Here is a 15,425-nt window from a genome sequence, read left to right as displayed (position 1 = left end):
CCCCAGAGGAACGAAGGCGTTCGCGGATCTTCCCGCCTGTGTTTCACGGCCCTTTTATTTGCGCGCTCGCGGGCGGCTCGCGGCAGCCGCGGCGGCTTCGCGCAGCTTGTCCTTCTTGCTCTTGCGCTTCCCCTTCACGCCGCCATTGACGTCCAGGGGCGGGGTGGGGACGTCGACGGGCTCGAACCCCGGGAGCTGCTCGCGGGGGAGGCGGAGCTGGTGGCGCCGCTCGATGAGCCGGAAGTGGGCCTGGGTGTCCGCGCTGATGAAGCTCAGGGCCATGCCCGGCTCTCCCGCTCGGCCCGTGCGGCCAATCCGGTGCAGGTAGTCCACGGGCGAGCGCGGCAGGTCGTAGTTCACGACGGCGGGGAGCTGAACGATATCGATGCCGCGCGCGGCGACATCCGTGGCGACGAGGACCTTGATGCGCTTCGCCTTGAAGTCCGCGAGCGCGCGCGTGCGTGCGCCCTGGCTGAGCTCTCCGTGCAGGGGCGCGGCGGTGATGCCGGCGCGGTTGAGCTTCAGCGCGACGTGCTCCGTTCCATACCGGCTGGCCACGAAGGTCAGCACGTGGGACCAGCCGTGGGTCTCCAGCAGGTGACGCAGCAGCATCGTGCGCCGCCCCGCGTCCACTTCAATGGCGCGCTGGATGACGAGGTCCGCGCCGGGCAGGGCTTCTGGCGGGATGTCGATGCGGGTGGGCTCGTGCAGCAGCTCCTCGGCGAGCTTCCCCACGGCGGGAGGAAACGTCGCGGAGAACAGCAGATTCTGGCGGCGCTTGGGGAGCAGGGCGAGCAGGCGCGTGAGCTCGTCTGAGAAGCCCAGGGAGAGGAGCTGGTCGGCCTCGTCGAGGACCAGGGTCTCCACCGTGGCGAGACGGAGCGCGTTCTGGTCCACCAGGTCCAGCGCGCGGCCCGGCGTGGCTACGACGAGGTCCGCGCCTCCGCGCAGCGCCATCATCTGGGGGTTGATGGAGACGCCGCCGACCGCGAGGCACGTCTTCAGTCGCCGGGGCAGGTGGCGCCCGAGCTGCTCGACGGTCTCGGAAATCTGCGCGGCGAGCTCGCGGGTGGGAACGACGATGAGGGCGCGGGTCCGCCGGGGCGTGCCGCCGGGACTGATGCCCAGGGACTCCAGGAGCGGCAGCACGAACGCGGCGGTCTTCCCTGAGCCCGTCGGTGCCGACGCCCAGACGTCACCGCCCCGGAGCACCGCCGGAATGGCTGCGCGCTGCACAGGGGTGGGGTCGAGGCAGTCGAGGTCGCTCATCGCGCGGACGAGCGCGTCCGAGAGACCGAGGGAGGAGAAGGTCATGGCCGGGCACCCTATCCCACAGATGGGTACGCACCTGTCCTAAAGGGCCGGGGTGGCTCAGCGGTGGCCTTCCTGGCTGCCCGGGTCGGGGCCTCGGCCGGAGGCGTGGCTCCGGCCGCGTCTCGGAAAAAGAAGGGGTGGTGTGAGATTCCTCCCCCTGGGGCGAACCATGGAGTGAAGGCGATGGACGCGTCACTCGCGTCCTCGCAACCTGTGGACACCCGCGATGGCCGAACCCGACCGACATGCCCGCTTCCTCGCCCTCCTGGAGGCGCACCGGCGAATCCTCTACAAGGTCGCCCGCGTCTACGGCGGCCCCGGGGTGGAGGCGGACGACCTGGTCCAGGAGACCATCGCCCAGCTGTGGCAGTCGTTTCCCCGGTACGACGAGAGGCTCAAGTTCTCGACGTGGATGTACCGGGTGGCGCTCAACGTGGCCATCTCCTTCCAGCGGCGGGAGGGGACGCGGAAGCGACATCTGGCGCCGGAGAGCCAGGAGATGCTGGAGGTGGCGCGGGACGTGGAGGGGCCTCCGTCGGAGGACCTCGCGCTCTTGTACCAGTCCATCGCCCGGCTCGATGACCTGAGCAAGGCCCTGGCGATGCTGTACCTGGATGGCCACAGCCACGCGGATATCTCGGAGGTGCTCGGTATCAGCACCGCCAATGTCTCGACGCGCATCGGGCGCCTGAAGGACCGGCTGCGCGCCGACATGAAGAGCCTCTCAACCGACACGACGAAGGAGACCTGACGATGGAGCTCGATGACTTCCAGAAGTGCTGGCAGGCGAATGACGCGAGGCTGGACGAGGTGATTCGCCTCAACCGCCGGATGCTGCGCGCGACGGAGCTGGAGGGGACGCGGACGGCGATGGCTCGGGTGCGAATGTCGCTGGGGTTCGAGCTGGTGATGGGGCTGGTCAGCCTGGTCGCGCTGGGGGCCTTCATCGCGGCGAACGTGCGTGAGCCCCGGTTCGTCGTGCCCGCGCTGCTGCTTCATGGGGTGGCGCTGGTCCTCACGGCCATCTCGGGTCGACAGTGGCTTCGCGTGGGCTCGCTCGACTATGCGGCGCCCATCACCCAGCTTCAGACGGGTGTCGAGTCGCTGAGGCTGTCCACGGTCCGCACGACGCAGTGGGTGCTGTGGCTGTCGCCGCTCTTGTGGACGCCGCTGCTCATCGTCGGACTGAGAGGCGTCGCGGGAGTGGATGCCTGGCGCGCGTTGGGGACGGGCTATCTGGCGGCGAACGTGCTCTTCGGGCTCGTGTTCCTGGCCCTCATGGTGGTGGGCAGTCGATGGCTCACGAAGCGGCCCACGGGGGCCGCGTGGCTTCAGCGGCTGGCCCATGCTGTCGCGGGGACGAACCTGAACGCGGCACGCGAGCAGCTCGCCCGCCTCGCGGCCTTCGAGGAGTCGCCGCGAGGCGCCGGGAAGTAGCGGAGCCTCTAGAACTCCGAGCCGGGGCCCAGCTTGAGCAGGAACGTATCGGTGGCCTCGGGCACGAGGGTGCCTGTTCCGAAGTCCTCCGTGTGGGAGAAGTGGCCGAAGAGCAGGGTGTTGCCGTTGCCTTCACCGGACGGCGCCGCGCAGGCCACCTGCTCGGAGAAGAGGTCGGACGGCCCTCCCGAGCGCAAGAAGAAGCGGTTCCAGAGCTCCCGTCCCTCCAGGTTGAAGCGCCGCGCGAAGAGCTGGGGGTTCTGCGCCGGGTCCGTGTGTCCGGAGGAGGGGTGGGGATAGTCGCGGGAGAGCCCCGTCACCACCACGCGCCCCGCGGGCTCCACGGCGACGACGACCTTCTCGGAGCGGCCCAGGCTCCTGAGCCAGCGCGGTGTCCCCGTCGCCTCCGCCGTCAGCAGGAACGAGCGCGCTTCAGGCTTCAGCGTCTCCGTGCCCCACTGGAGTCCTCCGGTCTCCAGCACGCCCGCCGCCACCAGGGTGCCCTTGGAGCTCGCGCCCACACTCGTCACCCGGCCGTGACTGCTGGGGAAGGCGTTGAACCAGGTCATCTGCCCGTCGGCGGAGAACTTCGCGAGGAAGGGTGACTCCACCTGCGTGCTGAAGGTCCCCTTCGGTGTCTGGATGGTGCCGAAGTAGGAGCCTCCCAGCGCCACGCCGCCATCCGGCAGCGCCGAGAGGCTCACCGCCTCCGCGCGGAAGTTGCCGCACTGGGGCTCCGATATCCGCCGGCGCCACACGACAGTCCCTCCGCTGGAGATGCGGTAGAGCGCTCCCTCCATCGGCGCGCAGCGCAGCTCCTCGGAGTACGGATGGCTGGCGCGGACACTCACGAAGGCGCCCTCTGTCTGGCTCGCCACGACGGCCACCCCCGCTTCCGCGAGCGTGGCGAGAGGGAGGGACCACTCCGTGCCGCCATCCTGGTTCAGCTTGGACAGGTGGAGCCCGGACAGCGCGTCGCCACCGCCCAGCGTGACGGAGCCACGAAAGACCTCCGTGAGCAGGTAGAGCTTACCGGTGGGCGACACGCTCATGGCCGCGCGTCCCCAGACATCGGATTCAGGCTCGGTCTCCGGAGCGGGCACCAGGGGATAGGAGCGCGTCCACTGGCGCACACCCGAGGCGGAGTAGCGCTTCACCTCGAAGGACGACTGGTTCCCCATGGCGTGGGGCGCAGAGCCCGTCGAGCCGTGCACGGAGGCCGTGTAGAGGGCCTGCCCATCCGACGTGGCCCCCACGCCGATGGCGAAGTCATGGCGCGGCTGGGGCTCGTGCCTCATCCAGAGTGTCTGACCCGCGGTGACGGGACCTGGCGTGGAGCCCCCGTCTTCTGGGGGCGGTTGCGTTCCGCCATCGCCCTCACCGGGGGGGCCGCCCGCGTCGGGCGAGCCCGCGTCAGGAGCTCCACCTGCATCCGGTGCGCCCGCGTCGGGCACAAACTCCGGAGCGCCCTCGCATGAGTCGGTGGCCTCACAGGTCTCCGGCCGAGGCGGCGTATCGCTGCTGCCACAGCCCACCGCCCCCAGACACACCACCACCCACGCGCCCCAGCTTCGCCAGCCGCCCATCGTGTCTCCCTCCCACGACACCCGGCGACAGGGTGCGCATGGCTCACAGGGGCGCCAAGCCGCAGGGGTCCTGGCCGCCTCCTTGCTGTCCTGCCGAGCCACTCGCCATCCGGGAACAGGCCTCGAGGCCGCCTCGGATGCTTCAGCCGCGCCACGCACGAGGCTTGAAGCCCGGGGGCCGCGGAATCGAATCGACCGGCGAGCGCGGTGCTCACGCCGACGATGAGGAGCCAGCCGCCGGTTCCCAGCTTCGATACGCCAGTGACCATTGCGACCGTGACGGAGTTGCTCCTTGCTCGCGCTGGAAGTGCGCCGGAGCGGCCCTCCTTTTCCACGGACGCACGGGGCCATGGACTATCGTCCCGAGCGCACGGGCCGCCGATGGACCCGGCAAGGGGGTCGTCGTGGTGCGCAAGGTTCAAATCATCGCCGTCGCGGTCGTGGTGGTCGGATTCGTCGGCGCGGGCCTCGCATCCGTGCTCATCCGTGCGCTCGGCGTCGGCAGGCTTCACGTCCTGACGGTCGCGGGCAGCGCGGTGGAACTCTCCGTGGACGGAAAGCCGACGCCGGAGGTGAGCACGGACGGCGACCACCTCGTCTTCGAGGTCAGTCGCGGCCCTCACAAGGTGAAGCTGACGGACCCCGTGTCCGGCACTGTCATCCTCTACTCCGTCGACGTCCCCTACGGCTTCGATGAGCTCCTCCTGCCGACGCGCGAGGACCAGTGCTTCCTCCGCTTCGACATGAGAGAGGCCGCTTACGGTCGGAGGGGCGCGGATTCCGAGGAAGCGGTGCCGGAGGTGACGGACCGGTATCAGAACACCAACGAGCCCATCAGCATCCCCCACCACACGTACTACACCTTCGGTGAGCTGCCCGAATCGGTCAGGTCCTCCGAGAAGGCCTTCCTGCTGCGCGACATCCCTTGTGACTTCGCGGGCGAAGGCGCCAACGAGGGATTGCAGCGCATGGCGCTGTCTGACCGGGCGGATGTGTTGTTCACAGACCCGGATTCGCTGCTCGCCAAAGACGAGGCGGAATAGCCGCACGGAATCCGGGCCCTTCCTCCGCGCTCCCCCTGGGGGCCCGCCAGCGGCCCTCCGCTGCCTTCCTGCGCCCGCTCGCTTGCCCGCAACGGGTGCTCGACTTCGCTGACGCTCCCCGAGATGATGGCCACTCGCCTTCATCGAGCACCATGGAATCCCCCAGAGCGGAAAGGCCTCGTCGGCGGTGGGCGCGAGTCTTCGCGGGTGTGCTCCTGTTGCTCGTCGTGCTCCCCGCGCTCGTGCTGCTCGCGGCCGTGGCTGTCCTACGCAACCTCGACCACCCCTGGGTGAAGCCGCGCATCCTCCCCCAGGTGGAAGCGGCCACCGGCCTGCAACTGGATTACCAGACCGCCCACGTCGCCATTCTGTCGGGACTGCGACTGGAGGGGCTGGTGGTGCGGACCCCGGCACCGCTTCATGCCGCCGCGCCCGAGCTGCTGCGCGTCGGCACGCTGGAGGCGCAGTGGTCGCCGGATTCACTCCTGAACGGGCCCACGCTGCTGAAGCGGGTGGCCGTGCGGGACGCGGTCTTCACCCTGGTGGCCGACGATGCGGGGCCCACGTCCCTCACGCTCTTGTCGCAGCCGGAGACGACCCCGGAGCCGCTGCCCGCTGAAGTGCCCGTCGGAACCTCCCAGCAGCTCGCCGCCTTCCTGGCTTCGGCGCCTCCCGTCGGGAAGGTCGAAGTCTCGGGCCTGTCGGTGGCCTACGTCCGCGTCCAACGCGGCGAGGTCGTGGACCGCTGGTCCTTGCGTGGGCTCGCGGCCGTGCTCGACTTGAAGGAGCAGGACGGGAGATGGAAGGTCTTCGCGAACCTGGGCCAGGCTGGCGCTCCACTGCCCCTGGAGTTGAGCCGTGAAGGGCCCGCCACTCCCACGGGTGTGGCCGCGCTGGGGCTGGCGCTCTCAGTGGAGGCAGGGGCCGAGGCCGCTCGCGCGCGGGTGGACCTGGACGTCGCTCGGCAGACCTTCGATTCACGGTTCACGGTCAGCACGCTGCTGCACGGCGCGGTAGCCGCGCGGTTCGACGCAGAGAAGCGACACACCGTCCTGGAGCTGGAGCGCACGCGACTGACCGACAGCGCCCAGGTGGAAGTCCTGGCGGTGCTGCCGGATGCGGCGGAGGTGCCCGTGCTCGTGACGCGTGCCCTGGCGGAAGTGGACCTCGGACGGTTGCTGCAAGCGGTTCCCGCCGAGTGGCGCCCGCTCGTCCTCGAACAGGGCAAGGCGCACCTGGACGCCCAGGACGTCACGCTGAGCGCCATTCCGACCCTGGGCGCCCAGGGCAAGCTGGGCCTGGACGTCGATGTCACGAAGGTCCGGTTGGCCCAGGACGCGCTTCAGGTGGCGCTCGGGAGTGGTCGCATCTCCCTGGTCGCGACGCCTGATGCGAAGCAGGGGCTGTCGGCTCAACTGGCCTTCGCGCTCCAGGGGCTCGCGGTCGACGGGCCCACCACGCTGCGAGTTCCGAAGGCCCAGGGTGAACTGAAGGGGCACCAGCTTCGGCCGGAGCCGTCTTCTCCGCTCATGCTCGCGGGGGAGGCGACGCTGTCCGCCATGGTGGAGGCCCTGGACGTCAGCGCCTCGGGTGTCCGTGCGAAGGCCGAACGTCTGGGGCTTCAGCTCCGAGCCCCGTTGGCCAAGGAACCGCCCTTCGCGTTGAGCGCGGACGTGCCCGTGGGGGCGCTCCAGGTCGTCATGGCGGATGGGCGCGAGGTGCTGAAGGGCCCCGTGCACGTGAAGCTGGATGCGTCGGAGGTGTTCCCGCTGCTCGACGCGCCACGGCGCAGCCGGGCCCGGGCCCGCGTGACGCTCGAGGTCGGCGCGGTGCACGCGTCCCTGGATGCCACCAAGGGCACGGAGGACGTGGCGTACACCCTGACCGCCCGGACTCCGGACCTCGTTATCGCGCGGCCCTTCCTCCCCGACGAAGTCGCCGCGCGTCTCGGCTGGAAGAACCTGGGCGTGGACCTGACGTCCAAGGGCACGGCGACGGCGCTCTTCTCTCCCGCGCCCCGCTGGGACCACCGGACGGAGCTGCGGCTGACGCGGCCCGCCTGGGACGATGTGACGGCCAGCACCATCGCCCTCGTGATGAGTTCGCGGGGAGATGTGTGGCGACACAAGGGCGAGCTGGACGTTCGAATCGAAGGGCTGCGCGCGGGTGAGCTGGAGGTGGGCACCCAGCACCAGTTCATGACGGTGGACGTCGACCGCCGGAAGCCCGCGGTTCGGCTGGTCGTCACCAGCAAGGAGGGGCTGAAGGGCGGGGCCGATGTCGCGCTGGCATTCGACCGGAAGACCCGTGCGCTTCGCGGCGACGTGACGGCGGACCTCCCGCCTCTCGGTCCCCTGTCAAAGCTCCTGGCCCGGTTCCATGTGCCCGCGGCGGTGGATGCGTCGAAGTTCGCGCTGAAACTCGACGTGCACGGCACCCTGTTCGGCGTCTTCAAGGACATCACCTCCGAGGGCCAGGTGCGGCTGATGCCCACTCCGCTTCGGGGCGTGGGCTTCGAGGGGACGGCCGTGATGGACGCGCTCGGCATCCGCTGGAGGGAGGATGCCCTGTCCCTCAACCTCCCCGCGGTGCACTGGCGAATCGAGTCGCACATCGATGGACCCCGGCGGAGCGTCCACGGAGACCTGACCGCGGAGAAGCTCACGGTCGGCCTGCGGGACCGTCGGTTCTCCTTCGCCGACCTGTCCCACGACGCCACCTTCACCTTCACGGACAAGTGGGACGCGGACGACATCGAGGTGAAGCAGAACCTGAAGGCGCGCACGCTGGAGCAGAAGCCGGCGCTGCCCTATCCGGTGCAGGACCTGACGTTGTCGTTCACCGCGCGACGCAAGGCCTCGGGCGTCATCCACGTCCCCGACCTGTTCTTGTCCAACGGTGGAACGAGCACCGAGCTGAAGGTGAGAGGCCGGCTGGACCTCAGCGAGGAGCGGCGACGCCTGGCGCTGCGGGGACAACTGGCGCAGGACCTGTCCAAGCTCGCTCAGTCCGGACGCCTGGAGAGCAGTGGCAAGGTCGCGGTCGAGTTCCGGGTGGCGTCTCCCGACCTCGTGGCCTTCCGGACCTTCTCCAGCCTGCTGCTCCAGAACGTGAATGTCCGCCTGCCCGAGCAGGGAATCGCCGTCGAGGCGCTCGATGGCAACGTCCCGCTCACGGAGAACTTCCAGCTCACCGAGGGCCAGGTGCGGCTCCTGGACGACATCGATGTGAATCCGTACCCGATGCTGCGGTTCGCCGACCAGCACCCCTTGCTCTCGCGCAGCGGGTTCGTGTCGGCGGCCCGCATCACCACGCCGCAGGTCTCCATCTCACCGCTGGCGGGCAACCTGGCCATCAACCAGCACGTGGTCTCCATGACTCAACTGGAGATGGGCGTTCGCGGCGGGCGCATCACCGGCCAGTGGCTGCTGGACTGGCAGGGAAAGCAGTCGACGCTGGAGGCGCGCGTGCGAGCCACTGGCGTGAAGTCGTCGCACGGCGAGCCCTTCGACGGCAACGCCGCCATGGTCATCTCCGCCAAGGACCGTAGCATCAACGGCCGCGCGGAAATCCTGCGCATCGGCAACCGGCACCTGCTCGACCTGCTCGACCTGGAGGACCCGCGCCACGTGGACCCCGCCACCAACCGGGTCCGCTATGCCTTGAGCCTGGGCTATCCGGAGCACGTGCGCGTGAGCTTCAACCACGGCTTCGGCAGCCTGAGCATCACCATGGGCGGCCTGGCCAAGCTCATCAGCATCAACGACATCCGGGGCATTCCCATGGGGCCCATCGTGGATCAGCTCATCAAGTCCATCCCCTCCCTGGAGGCCACGCCATGAAACCCCGCGGGTTGCTGCTGGTGGCCGCGCTGGCCGCTCCCGGGTGCATCAGCGCCCCTGAAATCGTCATGGTGGACCGCGCGACGGCGCTCGAGGAGCAGGCCTCGGGCTCGTTCAAGGACGTGGAGCAGCGGCTCGCGCGCGCGGGCATGAGCCCGACGCCAGTGCCGCTCACGCCCAACCAACTGGAGGAGCTGGGCATCCAGCCCACGCCCCTGGTGGAGAACCTGGGCAGGACGCAGGCGGACCGCGTCGACGAGCTGCTGCGGCGCCACTGCGTGGGCGAGGGGAAGGACGGGCTCCTCGTCGACACCCGTCGTCGCTGTCAGGCGGGGCGCCTGACCACCGAGGACGTCGCCCTGGTGGAGCGGGTGAACCGGGCCCGGCTCCAGCTCTGGAAGTGGATGCGGACCGTGCGCCCCGGCGTGCCCGAGGAGTCGCTGCGCCAGAGCTGGCATCAGATGCACGCGGAGGGCGTGGTCTGCGGTGGCTGGGTGGAGGCCGCTGACGGCACCTGGGGAGAGAAGAAGTGCTGACGCCCCAGGGGCGGTGCTTGCTGCTCCTGGCCCTGCTCGTCGCGAGCGGCGCCAGCGCGCAGGATGACGAGAACGACGGCGGCGTGCGCATGCCGACCCGGCTCACCGTGGGCGTGGGCGACCAGTTCCTCGGGCAGCTGGCGCCCGATGAGAACACGTTGATCTTCGCGTCCAACCGCAACATCGCCACCGAGCTCTACACGCAAGACCTGGAGAAGGGCCGCGAGCGCCGCCTCTTCGACGAAGGCGCCGAGGTGACGTGGCCGCGCGTCAGCCCCGACGGGAAACACCTGCTCTACATCTCGTTCCGGAATCAGGCCGGGGGCCAGTTGTGCGTGCGGGAGCTGCCCGGCGCGGAGGAGCGTCGCTGCCTCGACGAGGAGGCCAACGCGCTGCAGGCGGAGTGGATTGACTCGTCACGAATCGCGCTGGTGAGCCGGGCCACCATCCAGGGAGACCTGCGCTTGTCGCGGGTGGAGCTGGGGCGCGAGTGGAGCGTGAAGACGCTGCTCGAGCGCAATCTGACCAGCCCCACGCTTACGCCCGATGGGCGCTGGCTGGTGTACGTCCCCGTCGAGCGCTCCGTGACGCAGGTGGGCCCTGGCTTCGCCGCGCGCGCCGCCACCCACCTGGAGGCGCTGCGGTTGGACCGCCCAGGCGAAACTCCCATCGCGATGGACCTGGACCTGCCGGGGCAGACCGGGCAGCCGGTGTTCTCGCAGGATGGGCGCTTCCTGTATGTGGTGCAGTTCTTCACCGACTCCACCGGGGATGGAGTGATTGATGCCAGCGACACCGGGGTGCTGTTCCGGGTGCCGTTCGAGGGGGAGCGCGACGACGCGCCCGCGCTGGCCGCCGCCGCCAGCCCGACCCAGCTCACCAGCGCGTCCTGGAACTGCCAGTACCCCGCGCCTGCGTCCGCGTCCCTCATCGCGACCTGCTCACGGGCGCAGTCGCTGGATGTGTATCAGCTGCCCCTGGATGGCCAGGTCCCCAGCACGTGGGAGGTGGCTCAGCTCAACGAGGAGCTGAAGATGGTGGGCAGGCGCGCCGACCAGCTCCTGCTCTACCGCCACCGCCTGTTGCTCGAGGCCCGGCCCAAGCTGCGCCGGTTGTTGATGATGCGCCTGAGCCGGCTCCATCTGGACTCCGAGGACTTCAGCGCGGCGGAGTTCTACGCCGACCAGATGCGCCGGGTGGAGGACACGGCGACGACGGGCCTGGAGGCGCCACTGCGAATCCTCATCGACCACCGGCGCGCGATGAAGGAACGCGAGCGCGGACGCATGGTGGAGGAGCTGAGCGAAGCCGAGCGGCAACGCATGGCCGCACTGGAGCCCGCCAACGCGCCCAGTCCGCCGACGGCCGTCCTCCAACGCGTGGTGCGCAGCGAACTGGCGGAGGCCGCTGGGGACTTCACGCTGGCGCGCAAGGAGCTGGAGTCGGCGGAGATTGCAGACACCACGCCCCGCGCGGTCCTGGAGGCCTGGTACGACAAGGCGGACGCGCTGTACCGCAAGCTCGACGACCGGGAGGCCCTGGTCGAAGCCGGCCGCCGGCTCTCCATGCACAAGGTCTTCCCGGCCGATGACCAGCTCGACTTCGCGCGTGCCTCTGTCAGTGCCCTGTACCGGGGCCGCCCCTACGCCGAGGCGGATGCCGCCATGGCCCAGGCCCAGGCGCTGGCCCCCGCTGGCTCCGCCTATGCGTTCGCCCTGGAGCTGGGGCGTCACGTCAACGCGGTGCACGACGAGCGCCCGCCGCGTCCCGTGCGGGATGCGTTGATGGCGTTCTACCGCCAGCAAACGGACCCGCTCCGCCGGCGCGCGGTGGTGCAGGACGCCGTCGAGCGCGCCTCGGGGCTCGGCGCGGATGGCGTGCTGGAGGCCCTGGCGACCGTCTATGTCGACGATGCTCCCGCGGGCACCGAGGAGCGCCGTCGGGCCGAGCGGCTGTTCCGCCGCGCGATGATGGGCCGCGCCTACCGCCGGCTGGGGCAGCAACGCCGGGATGAGGCCCGTGCCGACTTCGACCTCGTGACGAAGCGGACGGGCTTCCTGGAGAGCGCTGTCGAGTCCGTGAGCCTGCGCCTGCGCGCCGACGTCAGCCCCGAGGTGGTGGAGAAAGAGGTCATCACCACCTCCGCGAGCATGGCCAGGCCGCTCGCGCACTTCGTGAAGGCCTACCTCATGGCGCGCCAGCTCCCCAAGCTGGATGACAAGGCCCATGCCCTGACGGTGAAGGCGGCCGTGGCGGAGCTGCGCCTGTCGTGGCCGGAGCTCAAGAACCAGCGCGCGGTGCAGGCCCTGCTGGGCGCCATCCACCACGAGGACTTCCTGCGCAGCCGCGCCCCCGCCGCCGCCGAGCGCGCCAACCGGCACTACATGGTCGCCCTGGACCTGATGCGCAACAACGTCCGCTACAAGGCCATGATTCTCGGCGCGTTGGGGATGCTGCACACCCAGGTGGGCAACTACCACATCGCCCTGGGCTACCTGGACCAGCGGGACAAGCTGCCCTACGTGGACAACTGGGCGGGGCTGGCTGTCTCCCTGGCGCGGGCGCGCGTGCTCCTGCACGTCGGGCGCGACGAGGAGGCGGCGAAGGCGGCGGACCAGGCCCTGGCCATGGTGGACGCGACGCCGAGGCTGGCCCGCTTCACCACGCTGGTGGTGGACCGCGCGGCGCTCTACAACCTCGCCGCCGGTCGGTTCGAGCGTGCGCTGGCGCTCTATGACCGCGAGCTGCCCATCATCGAAGCGAGTCCCCGGGATGAAGAGGGGTTGCGCAACCGGCTGGTGGTGCGGCTGTCCCGGTGCGCGTCGGCGTTGGGGATGGGGCAGCCCCAGCGGACGTTGGAGGACCTGGACCAGGTGGAGCGCGACCTGGCGACTCCGGAGGTGCGGGCCGCGCTGAAGTGGGCACGCTCCACGCCGGAGCATGTGATTCGCACCTATCGCATCATCGCCTCGGGGCTGCGTGCGAACGCGGAGAGCCGGCTCGGGAACCTGGACGCCGCGGCCCGTGCGCTGGAGCTGCGGCGCGAGTTGTTCCTGGAGCAGTTCGCCCAACTGGACCGGGACGAAGACGTCCGCGCGGTGACGCTGGCGGAGATGCGGCTGGCCGAGAACGCGGTGGACCGGCAGGACCCGGCGCTGGCGGCCCGGTGGCTGGGCAAGGCGCTGGAGCACGCGGACACGCTGGTGGCGCGCACCCATGCCCCCGTCGATGCCGGTCAACTGGATGTGCTCTGGTTCGCGGCGCAGCTCCACTCGAATGGGAGCACGCGGATGCCCTTCGATGTACCGGAGCGCCTGGGCAAGGCACGGCGCTCCCTCATCGACCAGCGCGATGCGTCCTGGCGCGCGTATCTGGCGTGGTTCGAAATCTACACGGCGCTCAACGCCCACCCGTCAGCGGACGTCCGCGACGCGCAGGTGGTGCCCGCGCAGCCGTAATCGACCCCCCATGCCAGACTGGAGTGAGCTGGAACAATCGCTGGGCCCAGACGCGCCAGTCCGTGGGCGAACAGCACTCCGTCTCCATCAAGAGCTTGAGCAGTCACCTCCACTGGCTTGATGCGTGTCTGGCGCGCGCTCCCCTCGACGCGCGCATCCAGGACACGCTGGTGCGCTATCGCCGCCCTCGTCGAAACGCTGGTTCCCACTGGTGAGCACGAGGTCCTCGCGTTCGATTCACCGGCTCCGCTCGCCGAAGCCGTGGAGACGCTGTTGGAGCTGGAGGACCTGGGCCTGGAGTTCTTCCCGCTGGATGATCCGTTGAGCCACGATGGCCTCGGGGCGCTGGACGCCGCGCTCGGTTCTCCCCTGGACTCAAGCCCCGCCCTCTTTCATCTCGTGTGGGGCTCGTAGGGACGACAGGTCGGATGGACACTTCCCAGGATTGGTTCGTGCTCCAGTCTGGGCATGTTCCCGGTCGCGTGGTCCTCGGGGCCCGCCGAACGGGGTCGGAAGTCAGGCATTCCGACCCCGCGCGGTCTCGAGCGCGAGCGACGACTACCAGGTCCTGGGGCCCGTCAGTCCGCCATTGGCGGAGGCCTTGGAGAGGTCATCCCAGTCGATGAAGCCGTTGCCATTGACGTCGCGCGGGTCGTTCGGGCCCACGGCGGTGAGCGGGTTCGTCACGAACGGACCGATGGCCGCGAAGTCCGCCCAGTCGATGTCGTTGTCTCCATCCGTGTTGCCCGCGAAGAGTGTCACGATGGGAAGGTCCACCGTTGCCCCCGCGGCCAGCGAAAAGCTGGTGTGCTGGACCGCCAGGTATCCCGCCCTGCTGGCGGTCACCCCGGACACGGAGCCCGCGGGCACCTGCAGCGAGAAGTTGCCCGCGGCATCCGTCACCGCCGTGCCCAACTGCGTGCCTCCATTGCTCACCACCACCGTGACGCCACCATGGTTGCCGCGGTGCTGGCGCAACACCTTGCCCTGCACGAGGCCCGTTCGCGGCCCGCCAGCGATGTTGAGCAGCTTCCCGTTGCACACGCCATAGGGATGCGGAGGAGTCCCCGTTCCACCCCACGCGGCGCCGCTGTTGACGATGGCGAACGGGGCTCCGTTGATCCTGATCTCAACGTTGGCATTGGTGGGCAGGTTGTAGAGCGCATGGGGGCCCGGACTCGTGACGGTGCCCGTGCGGCTCTGCTGCCAGCCGATGAGGTTCATCGTGATGGTCGCCGTGGCGCCCAGGCCGGCCGGTTTGGGTGAGTAGAAGTACACCGGGTCGAACGTCAGCTGGATGCAAGCGGGTTGGGCCAGCTTGACGTCGAAGTTCCACACCGTGAAGTGGGACACCTGGCCGGTGGCGATGCCGTCAACCACCGTGCCCAGGCCCTCTTCCACCCAGACGCCTCGGGTCTGGTCGTACCACCAGAGGGGCACCGAGCCGCTGAACGTGTTGCTCGGGTCCGCGCGCAGGCTGATGCTGGCGGTGCGGTCCCTGGCCAGGTTGTAGAGGTTTCCGTTGGCGTCGCGGAACTCCGCGGAGAACGCACCGATACTCAACAGCGAGACGGGCTGCCCGTTGGCGTCCACGGCACTCATGTCTCCCACCATCTGGTCGTTGCGAAGGTCATACGTGTACATCTGGAGCCGGACCAGCGACCGGGCGGGGATGCCCTGGGCATTGACGAGAGAGTTCGCGGGGATGGAGATGCGGGTGCCCCGGCTGTCGGTGACGGCGAAGTCCTGCATCGGGTTGACCGTGTAGACCTCCGCCTTCTGGAGCTTCACCTCCACGTAGTCCGGGGCGTCGGTGTGGATGAGGGAGGTGGGGACGTACCCGTTCAGCGCCGCGTCCAGCACGTAGCGCGCCGCCGTGGGGACGTAGACCTCGAACACCCCGTCCGCGCCGGTCGTCTGGCGCACGCCATTGACGGTGATGGCGCCCACCAGCGCGGCGCCACTGGTCCGGTCTGAAAGCTTGCCGGCGAAGCGCTGGTACTCCTGGGCAAGCGCGCTCGAGCCTGAACTCAGACACAGCGCGATGACGAACGTGGAAAGGCTCCTCACCAAGACTCTCAGGGTCTGCCGTTGCATACACGCCTCCTCTGTCCGGGGCGGAGGTGCCCTCGGCGGTTCAGCTCAGTGCCAGGCCGGAGTGCCCCGGTTCATGGGGCGCCCCGGCCTGTGATTGCTCTCGACTTGGGCT

At 69.5% G+C, this 15,425-nt stretch carries 10 protein-coding genes; 7 read left to right on the top strand and 3 right to left on the bottom strand.

Translation table 11 applies throughout. From position 1 onward, the window contains the following. Positions 1-54 precede the first annotated feature (54 nt). Positions 55-1,314: a DEAD/DEAH box helicase gene (locus LZ199_RS26255; RefSeq protein WP_253996509.1), complete on the bottom strand. Its 1,260-nt coding sequence runs from the start codon at positions 1,312-1,314 to the stop codon at positions 55-57. Between the two features lie 226 nt (positions 1,315-1,540). Here LZ199_RS26255 and LZ199_RS26250 point away from each other — a divergent pair, with 226 nt between their 5' ends. Both LZ199_RS26250 and LZ199_RS26245 read left to right on the top strand, forming a co-directional pair. Beyond that, the gene (locus tag LZ199_RS26250; protein ID WP_253996508.1) at positions 1,541-2,065 is read left to right on the top strand and encodes an RNA polymerase sigma factor; all 525 of its coding nucleotides are present in this window, start codon (positions 1,541-1,543) and stop codon (positions 2,063-2,065) included. Between the two features lie 2 nt (positions 2,066-2,067). Then, positions 2,068-2,751: a hypothetical protein gene (locus LZ199_RS26245; RefSeq protein WP_253996507.1), complete on the top strand. Its 684-nt coding sequence runs from the start codon at positions 2,068-2,070 to the stop codon at positions 2,749-2,751. Between the two features lie 8 nt (positions 2,752-2,759). Here LZ199_RS26245 and LZ199_RS26240 read toward each other — a convergent pair whose 3' ends face one another. Then, positions 2,760-4,337 (bottom strand): hypothetical protein, encoded by a 1,578-nt coding sequence (locus LZ199_RS26240; RefSeq protein ID WP_253996506.1) that lies wholly within the window; start codon positions 4,335-4,337, stop codon positions 2,760-2,762. Between the two features lie 404 nt (positions 4,338-4,741). On the opposite strand from LZ199_RS26240, the gene LZ199_RS26235 reads away from it, so the two are divergent. The 5 genes from LZ199_RS26235 (at position 4,742) to LZ199_RS26215 (ending at position 13,630) form a co-directional block, all read left to right on the top strand. Next, the gene (locus LZ199_RS26235) at positions 4,742-5,380 is read left to right on the top strand and encodes a hypothetical protein (protein WP_253996505.1); all 639 of its coding nucleotides are present in this window, start codon (positions 4,742-4,744) and stop codon (positions 5,378-5,380) included. Positions 5,381-5,532: 152 nt separating this feature from the next. Next, complete coding sequence (locus LZ199_RS26230; protein ID WP_253996504.1) at positions 5,533-9,222, top strand: AsmA family protein; 3,690 nt, start codon at positions 5,533-5,535, stop codon at positions 9,220-9,222. Then, positions 9,219-9,758: a DUF1318 domain-containing protein gene (locus tag LZ199_RS26225; protein ID WP_253996503.1), complete on the top strand. Its 540-nt coding sequence runs from the start codon at positions 9,219-9,221 to the stop codon at positions 9,756-9,758. Before LZ199_RS26230 ends, LZ199_RS26225 begins: the two co-directional genes overlap by 4 nt. Beyond that, on the top strand, positions 9,752-13,216 hold the full coding sequence (locus LZ199_RS26220) for a hypothetical protein (RefSeq protein ID WP_253996502.1): 3,465 nt from the start codon (positions 9,752-9,754) through the stop codon (positions 13,214-13,216). The genes LZ199_RS26225 and LZ199_RS26220 overlap by 7 nt, the downstream gene beginning before the upstream one ends. A 117-nt stretch (positions 13,217-13,333) precedes the next feature. Beyond that, positions 13,334-13,630: a hypothetical protein gene (locus LZ199_RS26215; RefSeq protein WP_253996501.1), complete on the top strand. Its 297-nt coding sequence runs from the start codon at positions 13,334-13,336 to the stop codon at positions 13,628-13,630. A 144-nt stretch (positions 13,631-13,774) separates the two neighbouring features. Here LZ199_RS26215 and LZ199_RS26210 read toward each other — a convergent pair whose 3' ends face one another. Next, positions 13,775-15,286 (bottom strand): hypothetical protein, encoded by a 1,512-nt coding sequence (locus LZ199_RS26210; protein ID WP_253996500.1) that lies wholly within the window; start codon positions 15,284-15,286, stop codon positions 13,775-13,777. Positions 15,287-15,425: the final 139 nt, after the last annotated feature.

Origin of the sequence: Myxococcus qinghaiensis (assembly GCF_024198215.1) — a bacterium.
GTDB classification, from domain to species: Bacteria; Myxococcota; Myxococcia; order Myxococcales; family Myxococcaceae; genus Myxococcus; species Myxococcus qinghaiensis.
The sequence above is the reverse complement of the archived record's forward strand: the minus strand, read 5'-3'. Positions and strand labels throughout refer to the sequence as shown.